9 protein-coding genes are annotated in these 7793 nt (G+C 72.7%); 5 read left to right on the plus strand and 4 right to left on the minus strand.

Translation table 11 applies throughout. The features are described 5' to 3' along the window. The first annotated feature begins 152 nt into the window (after positions 1–152). The 3 genes from NOD94_RS39055 to NOD94_RS39065 are packed head-to-tail and all read left to right on the plus strand — an operon-like array spanning position 153 to position 2033. The gene (locus NOD94_RS39055; RefSeq protein WP_281211002.1) at positions 153–707 is read left to right on the plus strand and encodes a GNAT family N-acetyltransferase; all 555 of its coding nucleotides are present in this window, start codon (positions 153–155) and stop codon (positions 705–707) included. Between the two features lie 59 nt (positions 708–766). Further along, the gene (locus tag NOD94_RS39060) at positions 767–1138 is read left to right on the plus strand and encodes a tyrosinase family oxidase copper chaperone (protein WP_281211003.1); all 372 of its coding nucleotides are present in this window, start codon (positions 767–769) and stop codon (positions 1136–1138) included. A 31-nt stretch (positions 1139–1169) separates the two neighbouring features. After that, entirely contained in the window at positions 1170–2033 is an 864-nt protein-coding gene (locus NOD94_RS39065) for a tyrosinase family protein (protein WP_281211004.1), read from the plus strand. A 77-nt stretch (positions 2034–2110) separates the two neighbouring features. On the opposite strand, the gene NOD94_RS39070 is transcribed toward NOD94_RS39065, so the two are convergent. Next, positions 2111–2401 carry a chaplin gene (locus tag NOD94_RS39070; protein ID WP_281211005.1) on the minus strand — a complete coding sequence of 97 codons (291 nt, stop codon included), beginning with the start codon at positions 2399–2401 and terminating at the stop codon, positions 2111–2113. A gap of 95 nt (positions 2402–2496) precedes the next feature. Beyond that, entirely contained in the window at positions 2497–2826 is a 330-nt protein-coding gene (locus NOD94_RS39075) for a hypothetical protein (protein ID WP_281211006.1), read from the minus strand. Positions 2827–3009: 183 nt separating this feature from the next. Between NOD94_RS39075 and NOD94_RS39080 the strand changes: the two genes are divergently transcribed. Then, the gene (locus NOD94_RS39080; protein ID WP_281211007.1) at positions 3010–4464 is read left to right on the plus strand and encodes a carboxylesterase family protein; all 1455 of its coding nucleotides are present in this window, start codon (positions 3010–3012) and stop codon (positions 4462–4464) included. Positions 4465–4500: 36 nt separating this feature from the next. On the opposite strand, the gene NOD94_RS39085 is transcribed toward NOD94_RS39080, so the two are convergent. Both NOD94_RS39085 and NOD94_RS39090 read right to left on the minus strand, forming a co-directional pair. After that, positions 4501–5466, minus strand: coding sequence for an alpha/beta hydrolase-fold protein (locus NOD94_RS39085; RefSeq protein ID WP_281211010.1), 966 nt, complete (start codon positions 5464–5466; stop codon positions 4501–4503). Positions 5467–6017: 551 nt separating this feature from the next. Next, on the minus strand, positions 6018–6704 hold the full coding sequence (locus NOD94_RS39090) for a GNAT family protein (RefSeq protein ID WP_281211008.1): 687 nt from the start codon (positions 6702–6704) through the stop codon (positions 6018–6020). 140 nt (positions 6705–6844) lie between these two features. Here NOD94_RS39090 and NOD94_RS39095 point away from each other — a divergent pair, with 140 nt between their 5' ends. Further along, entirely contained in the window at positions 6845–7651 is an 807-nt protein-coding gene (locus tag NOD94_RS39095; protein WP_281211009.1) for an alpha/beta hydrolase, read from the plus strand. The last annotated feature ends 142 nt before the right edge of the window (positions 7652–7793 follow it).

The following is a 7793-nucleotide window of genomic DNA, read 5'->3' on the forward strand; positions in this document are numbered from 1 at the left end:
GGCCGTCCACCCGGGCCTGCGCGAGGCCGGAGCCCCGGACACCGTGAGCCCCGCGCCCGGCGCGTGCCTCGTCCTCCGCCCGGCCGCCATCTTCCGGGATCTGCGACTGCCCCGCCGGCGAGGGACCCGGGGCCGATCCCTATCCTCACCGCATGACGCACCGCACGACGGCCGCCATCACCCGGCTCTCCGCCACCGACCTGCGCGCCCACCGAGACGAACTCGCCGCTCTCCTCGTCGACGTCGTCGCGGGCGGCGCCTCCCTCGGTTTCCTCTCCGGCCTCGACCACGATGGCGCCGCCGCCTGGTGGGACTCCCTGGCGCCCTCCGTCGAGGACGGCTCCCTCGCGCTGTGGGTCTCCCGAGGGGCGGACGGCGGCCTCGACGGCACCGTCGCCTGGTACCGGGAATCCAAGCCCAACGGCCGTCACCGTGCCGAACTGCGCAAGCTCATGGTCCACCCGGCCGCCCGCGGCCGCGGCACGGCCCGGGCACTGCTCGCCGAGGCCGAGGCGCAGGCCGCCCGCGCCGGAGTGATCCTGCTGTTCCTCGACACCGAGACGGGCAGTGCCGCCGAGCGCTTCTACCGCTCCGCCGGCTGGACCGAGGCCGGCACCATCCCGGACTACGCCACCGATCCCGAGGGCCGGCTGCGCCCGACCACCCTCTTCCACAAGCACCCGAAGGACGACGACCCGGAGAGGTGACCTCCCCCGCCGCTCCGCGTTAGACCCCGTAACGCGGACCACCGAGCGAGGGAGACCGTATGTACGCAAGCCCCGGCGCCGCACCACCCACCCGTCGCGCGTTCCTCCGTACGGCCTTCACCGCGGCCGTGCTCGCCGGGACGGCCGCCGCCGTGGCTCCCGTACTGCGGGCCCGGCGCCCCCGCCAGACGCTGACCCCGGCCCCGCTCGCCGAGGAGACGTACCGAGGCAGGCACATCGCGGTCGACCCGGTCTCCGCGGCGGTCCGCATCGACGGCCGACCCCTGCACGTCATGCGCCGCGCCGACGGCAGCTACCTGAGCGGGATCAACCACTTCCAGTCCTACGCGACCCCGATGGAGCTGGCCCGCGCGGCCGTCGACGAACTCGGCACGACCCAACTGGCCCTCGCTGCCCCGCACCACGGCTGACGGACGGCGATCGGGAATCGGGAGGAACCCCTTGTACACCCGGCAGAACCAGAAGAACCTGACCAGCGCCCAGAAGAAGCGCTTCACGGCGGCCGTGCTGGAACTCAAGCGCAACGGCACCTACGACGCGTTCGTGCGCACCCACGACAAGTACTTCGTCCCGGACCGGGACCGCAAGCTCCGCGTGGGCCACATGTCCCCGTCGTTCTTCCCCTGGCACCGGCGCTACCTGCTGGAGTTCGAACAGCGGCTGCGGGCCGTCGACCCCGGGGTCTCCGTCCCGTACTGGGACTGGACGACCGACACCAGCCCCGTCTCGTCCCTGTGGGCGGACGACTTCCTCGGAGGCACGGGCCGGGAGAGCGACCGCCGGGTCATGACGGGCCCCTTCGCCTACGACCGGGGCAACTGGACGGTCACCGTGGGCGTCACCGAGGCCCGCTTCCTCACCCGCAACCTCGGCCGCCCCGGGAACCCCATCACCTTGCCGACGGCGGCCGAACTCCGGTGGGCACTCGACGACCCCGCCTACGACACGTCGCCGTGGGACTCCACCGCCACCGCCGGCGGCTTCCGCAACAAGCTGGAGGGGTGGGCCGCCCCGAAGAGCGAGCGCTGGCGCAACCACAACAAGGTGCACCAGTGGATCGGCGGGCACATGACCGGCGGGACGGCCCCCAACGACCCGGCCTTCTGGCTGCACCACGCCTTCGTCGACCTGATCTGGGACCGCTGGCAGCAGAAGCACCCCCGCTCCGGCTACCTCCCCGCAGCGCCCCTCCCCTTCGGCGATCTCCAGCGCGGCCGGGTCATCGCCCTCGACGAGCCGATGCCCCCCTGGGACGTCACCCCGCGCGAGATGCTCGGCCACCAGGGCACCTACCGCTACGAATGACCCCGCCCGGGGTCAGGACGCCGCACGCGCGAAGGGCCCCCGGCCGTAAGCCGGGGGCCCTTGCCAGTGGGGCGAGATCAGCCGCCGTAGCCCTCGGTGTGGTGGTCACCGTGGGTCTCGCCGCCGCCCGAGGCGTTGACGCAGGTGTTGCCGAAGGCCGGGTTCAGCAGGGCGATCACGTTCACGGTGTTGCCGCAGACGTTGACCGGGACGTGCACCGGAACCTGGAGCAGGTTGCCCGACAGAACACCGGGGGAGCCGACCGCCGCACCCTGCGCTCCGGCATCGGCGACGGCCAGACCCGCACCGGCGACCACGGCGCTACCGGTGACGGCGGTGATGGCGAATGCCTTCGCGATACGCGACATCAAGATCTCCTTGTGAAACGTGGGGCGCCGCAAAAACTGCGGCATTTGACATGGCATACAACGCCGGGACCGCCGAGTGGTCACGGCTCCGGGGCCTACCCGGTGACCGGAAAACGGGCGGAAGCGAAGTACGGACGCATCTGAGTGACCGTTCCCGGCCTCAGTTCCGCCACCACGGCACCCCGGCAGCCGGGCTCGCGGTAGAGGACGGCGGTGCCCCGCGTCCGGTTCGTGACGGCCCGGGAACCACCGCCCTCCGCCTCCACGCAGCCCTTCGGCGCGGTCAGCCCGTGGACCTGATCGTCCTGGCCCACGTACTGGAAGTCGGGACCGGCCGCCAGGGCGGGACCGGCCGCACCCGCCGCGGCCAGCAGCAGGAGGGGAAGGAGACCGTTGAGGGCCCGGGGCCCGAGGATCGCTCGCATGGCCCGTCAACCCGGAGGGGCCCCGGCGGGGTCACGCCTTGTCACCCGTTGGACGGCTGTGCGACCGTGCCGGAAGGTGTGAGGTGACGGGCGGGACGCGGCTGCGCCACGGCGGACGGACGCCCGACGAACGGCGCCACCGCCCCCCGGGCACGGCACGCACCACAGGAGAGAGAGGGACGCATGAGCGCAACGGGCGCGGACCGGCCCCGGGCCGTCACCGGACACGGCGTCGTCGAGGGTCGCCGGGAGGCCGGCGGGACGGCGGTGTTCCGCGGCATCCCCTACGCCGCCCCGCCGGTCGGCGCCCTCGGCTTCGCCGCACCCGCGCCCCCGGCGCGCTGGGACGGAGTACGGGACGCGGGCTCGTTCGGGCCCACCGCGCCCAAGGTCCCCTATCCGCCGAAGTTCGCGGCGCTCCTCCCCGATCCGGAGATCCCGGGCGAGGACTGCCTGAACCTCAACGTCTGGACCCCGGACCCCACCCCCGGAGCCGGGCTGCCGGTCATGGTGTGGATCCACGGAGGTGCCCACAGCCGTGGCTCCTCCGCCGTCCCCGTCTACGACGGCTCGGCCTTCGCCCGCGACGGGGTCGTCCTGGTCTCGGTCAACTTCCGGCTCGGCGTCCTCGGCTACGGACTCTTCCCCGACGCCCCCGCCAACCGAGGCCTCCTCGATCAGATCGCCGCCCTGGAGTGGGTCCGGGACAACATCCAGGCGTTCGGTGGCGACCCCGCGCGCGTCACCCTCTTCGGCGAGTCCGCCGGAGCGATCAGCATCGGCGCCCTGCTCGGCGCCCCCCGGGCGTCCGGCCTCTTCGCCCGGGCCGTCCTGCAGAGCGGCGCCCCCGAGGCGACGCCCCGCGAGAAGGTGCGCGCGATGGTGCGCCGGATGGCCTCCCTGCTCAAGGTGCCGGCCACCGCGACCGCCTTCGCGGCGGCCGGCACGCCAGCCCTGCTCGTCGCCCAGGCGGCGGTGCTGCGCCGCTCGTCGCCCGTGCTGGGCGGCCCCGCCTTCGGCCTGGTCACCGACCCGAACACGCTCCCCGCCGACCCGCTGGAGGCGGCCACCGCCTCGGACGTACCGCTCCTGCTGGGCTGGACGGCGCAGGAGCACCGGCTCTGGCTCGCTCCCACCGGGGGGATGCGGGTGCTGGACCGGCTCGGTCCCTCGGCCGTGTCCCTGGCGCGCGTCCGCAGCGGCAAGGACCGGGCCGCCGTACGGGCGCTGCGCGCAGCGCACCCCGGGGCCGGACCGGCCGACCTCGCCGGTCAGCTGCTCACCGACCGGATCCTGCGCGACCCCCTGAGACGGCTCGCCGCAGCCCCGCGGCGGGCGCCGAGCCACCTGTACGAGTTCCGGTGGAGCAGCGGCGTACCGGGCCTCGGTGCCTGCCACGCCCTGGAGCTGGGCTTCGTCTTCGACACGATCGGAGTCCCGGAGTCCTCCTGGCTGGCCGGGTCCGACGCCCCGCAGGAGCTGGCCGACGAGATGCACGCGGCCTGGGTCCGCTTCGCGGTGTCGGGGGATCCCGGCTGGGCGCCCTGGGACGGCGTCGGCCCGCCGAAGGGGTTCGGCGGGCCGGAGCGGGAGGAACGGGGTGTGGGGCCGGACGCCGGAGCCGTGCTCACCCCGTAGGGATCGGCCATCGGCGGGGGCGGGGTCGGGCGCCCGCTACTCGACCGGGCCCTCCATGACCTGGCTGATGAACTGGATCGGGCCCTCGCCCATGTTCGGCACGTAGGTCTTGGCGTTGTGCTTGCCGCCGGGTATGACCTTGAGGCTGGTGTGGATGGGGCCCTTGCCGTAGGTGGCGACGAACTTCTGCACGTCGGGCAGTGTCTTCTTGTTGTTCTCGCTGTCCCCGACCTGGAAGGCCAGGTAGACCTCCGGGCCCTTCTCGTCGATGAGCTGTTTGGCGAGCAGCTCGGGGTTGTTCTCGGCCTTCTCCTTGTCGTGGCCCTTCCACAGCGAGGAGTCCGGGACGACGTCCGGCCCGGAGGCGATCACGGCCTTGAACTTGTCGGGGTGTTTGAGGACTGCCTTGAGGCCCGCGAACCCGCCGGTGGAGGAGCCCATGAAGGCCCATCCGTCACGGGACTTCACCGTGCGGAAGTTCTCCCGCATGAGGTCGGGGACGTCCTCGGTCAGCCAGGTGCCCATCTTGGGCTGGCCGGGGATGTCGGAGCCGTCCCAGTACACGCCCTTGTCGTCCGGTCCCGGGTTCAGCACCGGCATGGCCAGGATGAAGGGCTTGCTCTTGCCCTCCGAGTACCACTTGCTGATGCTGGTCTGGAGGCCGAGGTCGGTGCCCATCCAGTAGTTGCTGGGGTAGCCCGCGCCACCGGGCAGGGCGATCATGACGGGGAAGCCGCTCCTGGCGAACTTCGGGTCGTCGTACTCCTTGGGCGCCCACACCCAGACCTTGCCCGTGAACCCGGACTTCTTGCCGGTCACGGTGGTGACCGCGACGTGCGTGCCGTCGCCCAGGGTCATCGAGTTCTTGAACTCCGCCGCCGGACCCGTGGGCATCGACATCTTCGAGTTCGCCGCCGCCTTCGCGCCGCCCTTGCCGGTCGGGCCGCCGAAGGACACGGACCTGCCCTTGTCGGTGAACGGGGGTATCTCGAAGTGGTTCATCACGAGCGCCGCGATGCCCGCGAGGGCCACGACGGTGGTGCCCGCGATCACCCAGCGCTTGACCCGCGACCTGCGACGGGGCGGCTCCTGCTCGTACGGGGGCTCGTAACCGCCGTACTGGTCCTGCTGCCCGTAGCCCTGTGGGTCGTGGTCCGGCCGGCCGTACGGAACCTGGGGTTGGCCGTAGGGAGGCGTGGCCTGCGGCTGCCGGGCGTACTGCGGCTGACCGTAGGGCGGCTGCGGCCGCTGTGGCGGCTGTGGCGGCTGCCCCTGCGGCCGGTACGGCGGCTGGTGCGGCCCGTCGGGTGAGTACGACATGTGCGGTGGCTCTCCGGCTGTTGCTGGCCCCGTCGGGGGGTGGACGCTTCCGTTCGAATGATGAACGAATGATCCCCGGGGTTCCGCATTTTCCCTTCTCTTGGGATTCCGTAGGGGAGGCCATTGCCAACGACCCCGTCGTCCGCCGGCACGGGGCCGGGGGACGACGGGGTCGCGGGATCGGACGTGGCGCGGAGGTACCGGATCGCGGCGCGCGGCGCGCGGCGGGACCGTTACGCCGGGATCAGGGTCTTGCGGCGCCGTTTGCGGTGCGTGGCGCCGGAGATCCGCAGTTCGATGACCGACCGGACGGTGGGCCACTCCTCGTCGAGCACCGAGTAGAAGGCCGTGCTGCGCACCGCGCCGTCCAGCCCCCGCGAGTGGGCCCGGCGGACCCCTTCGCAGGTGAAGCCGAGACGTTCCATCGCGGCGCGCGAGCGGCCGTTGCGGGCGTCGGCCCGGAGCGAGATCCGGCGCACGCCCCAGGTCTCGAAGGCGTGCCGGAGCATGAGCAGCTTCGCCTCGGTGTTGATCCCTGTTCCCTGGGCGCTCGGTGACAGCCAGGTGTTCCCGATCTCGGCCGCGTCGGGGATCGCGGTCGCCGGATCACCGAAGGGGACTCCGGGGACGGCGGGCCACACCAGCGGACCCTGCCAGTAGTCGAGTTCGAGGAAGCGGGTCGAACCGACGACCCGCCCATCTGTGGCTCTGACCACGGCAAACGCCAGCGATCGACCCGCCGCCTGATCGGCGAGCGCGCGTTCGATGTACTCGTGGGACGCCTGCAACCCGTGCGGCACGGGAGTGAAGGCGTAAGTCGTACGATCCTCGGCCCCGGCCACGGCCAGGGCCTCGGTGTGGTGGGGGGCGAGGGGCTCGAGCCGCACGGAGCGGCCGGCGAGGAGTACGGGTACGGGCACGGAGCCTTCGGTCCTTCTGGGCGGTGGGGTGGTTGCACAGTCTGCGCTCCTGACGTCACCCCCCGCGCAAAACGCGAGTGAAAGGCAACGGGCTGTCAGGTGAACGCGAGTGGCTCAATGTAGCCCCTTAAAGTCCTCTCATGAACCCCCAATTCGGCAACGACGCGGCACTGATTTTCGACGACTTCGGTCCCCGTGACGGAGAGCCCGTGATCCTGATCCACGGACACCCGTTCAACCGGTCCATGTGGGCCCCTCAAGCGGCGGCCCTGACCGCCGCCGGCTACCGGGTGATCATGCCTGACCTGCGGGGATACGGGGACAGCCCGGTCCGTCCCGGCAAGATCCTGCTCGCGGAGTTCGCGGACGATCTCGCCGCGCTGCTCGACCGCCTGGGCATCGAACAGGCGGTCGTCGGCGGTGTGTCCATGGGCGGGCAGATCGCGCTGGAGGTCAGGTTGCGCCACCCGGGTCTGGTACGGGCTCTCGTGCTCTGCGACACCTCCCCCGCCCCCGAGACCGAGGACGGCAGGAAGTTCCGTCTGGAGGTCGCCGAGCGGCTCCTCGCGGAAGGCATGGAGCCGTATGCGAACGAGGTCATGGACAAGATGCTGGCGCCTTACAACGTGATCGGCCTGCCCGAGGCGGCCGCGCGGGTGAGTGCCATGATGCGCGCCACCGATCCCGAGGGTGCGGCGGCCGCGCTGCGCGGGAGGGCCGAGCGGCCCGACTACCGGCCCGTGCTGCGGGCCCTGCCCGCCACGATCCCCTGCCTCCTGCTGGTCGGCGCCGACGACGTCTACACCCCGGTCGCGGAGGCCGAGGGCATGCGCGAGCTCGCCCCGCACGCCCGGCTCGCCGTGATCGACCGGGCGGGCCACCTGCCGGGTGTGGAGCGGCCCGACGCCGTCAACGCCGTGCTGCTGGAGTTCCTCGCCACCCGATGAGCGACGGTCCGCGGGCCCGGCCCTGCTGGTGAGCCGCCGGGGGGGGGGCGCCCGCCCCCCGCCCCGGGGGGGGGGGGGGGGGGGGGGGGGGGGGGGGGGGGGGGGGGGCGGGGGGGGGGGGGGGGGGGGGGGGGGGGGGGGG

Origin of the sequence: Streptomyces sp. Isolate_45 (genome assembly GCF_024721315.2) — a bacterium.
In the GTDB taxonomy this organism is placed as follows: Bacteria; Actinomycetota; Actinomycetes; order Streptomycetales; family Streptomycetaceae; genus Streptomyces.

What these genes read in the sequence shown, in the direction of transcription:
- NOD94_RS39055 (WP_281211002.1), top strand. Translation starts at nt 153, where the DNA reads ATGACGCACCGCACGACGGCCGCCATCACCCGGCTCTCCGCCACCGAC.
- NOD94_RS39060 (WP_281211003.1), top strand. Translation starts at nt 767, where the DNA reads ATGTACGCAAGCCCCGGCGCCGCACCACCCACCCGTCGCGCGTTCCTC.
- NOD94_RS39080 (WP_281211007.1), top strand. Translation starts at nt 3,010, where the DNA reads ATGAGCGCAACGGGCGCGGACCGGCCCCGGGCCGTCACCGGACACGGC.
- NOD94_RS39095 (WP_281211009.1), top strand. Translation starts at nt 6,845, where the DNA reads ATGAACCCCCAATTCGGCAACGACGCGGCACTGATTTTCGACGACTTC.
- NOD94_RS39075 (WP_281211006.1), bottom strand. Translation starts at nt 2,826, where the DNA reads ATGCGAGCGATCCTCGGGCCCCGGGCCCTCAACGGTCTCCTTCCCCTC.
- NOD94_RS39070 (WP_281211005.1), bottom strand. Translation starts at nt 2,401, where the DNA reads ATGTCGCGTATCGCGAAGGCATTCGCCATCACCGCCGTCACCGGTAGC.
- NOD94_RS39085 (WP_281211010.1), bottom strand. Translation starts at nt 5,466, where the DNA reads ATGAACCACTTCGAGATACCCCCGTTCACCGACAAGGGCAGGTCCGTG.